2 protein-coding genes are annotated in these 935 nt (G+C 69.8%); both read left to right on the forward strand.

The features are described 5' to 3' along the window. Positions 1-481 (forward strand): oligopeptide/dipeptide ABC transporter ATP-binding protein (locus tag VM95_RS37695; protein ID WP_045706007.1); only part of this gene is annotated, 481 nt, incomplete at its 5' end. Continuing rightward, positions 471-935, forward strand: a 465-nt coding sequence (locus tag VM95_RS37700) for an ATP-binding cassette domain-containing protein (protein ID WP_045706009.1), incomplete at its 3' end; no start/stop codon positions are given. The genes VM95_RS37695 and VM95_RS37700, both read left to right, overlap by 11 nt.

Below are 935 nucleotides of genomic sequence, written 5' to 3' on the forward strand. Positions count from 1 at the left end.
CCTGATCATCGCCGACGAGCCCACCACCGCCCTGGACGTCACCGTCCAGGCCCAGGTGATGGACCTGCTCGCCGAGCTGCAGGCCGAGTACAACATGGGGCTCATCCTGATCACCCACGACCTCGGCGTGGTCGCCGACGTCGCCGACAAGATCGCCGTCATGTACGCGGGCCGGATCGTCGAGACCGCGCCCGTGCACGAGCTGTACGCGCGGCCCGCGCACCCGTACACCCGCGGTCTGCTGGACTCCATCCCGCGCCTGGACCAGAAGGGCCAGGAGCTGTACGCGATCAAGGGCCTGCCGCCGAACCTGCTGCGGATCCCCCGGGGCTGCGCCTTCAACCCGCGCTGCCCGCGCGCGCAGGACGTCTGCCGGGCCGAGGTGCCGGAGCTGTTCCCCGTCACCGAGGACGACGGGACGCCGCTGGAAGGCCGCGGCAGCGCCTGCTTCTTCTGGAAGGAGACCCTCCATGACCGTTGAGGGAACGGCCCCCCACGGTTCCAGCGCCCTGGGCGTGGCCGAGCCGGAGGAGACCGCCTTCACCCAGGAGGTGCGGCGCGGCGAACCGATCCTCGAAGTCCGCGACCTGGTCAAGCACTTCCCGCTGACCCAGGGCGTGCTGCTCAAGAAGCAGGTCGGCGCGGTCAAGGCGGTCGACGGGGTCAGCTTCGACCTGATGCAGGGCGAGACGCTGGGCGTCGTCGGCGAGTCCGGCTGCGGGAAGTCCACGCTGGCCAAGGTGCTGATGAACCTGGAGCCGGCCACCGGCGGGTCCGTCAAGTACAAGGGCGAGGAGATCTCCCGGCTGAGCGGGGCCGCGCTGAAGTCCGTCCGGCGCAACATCCAGATGGTGTTCCAGGACCCGTACACCTCGCTCAACCCGCGCATGACGGTCGGCGACATCATCGGCGAGCCCTTCGAGATCCACCCCGAG

This window comes from Streptomyces rubellomurinus, assembly GCF_000961885.1.
In the GTDB taxonomy this organism is placed as follows: Bacteria; Actinomycetota; Actinomycetes; order Streptomycetales; family Streptomycetaceae; genus Kitasatospora; species Kitasatospora rubellomurina.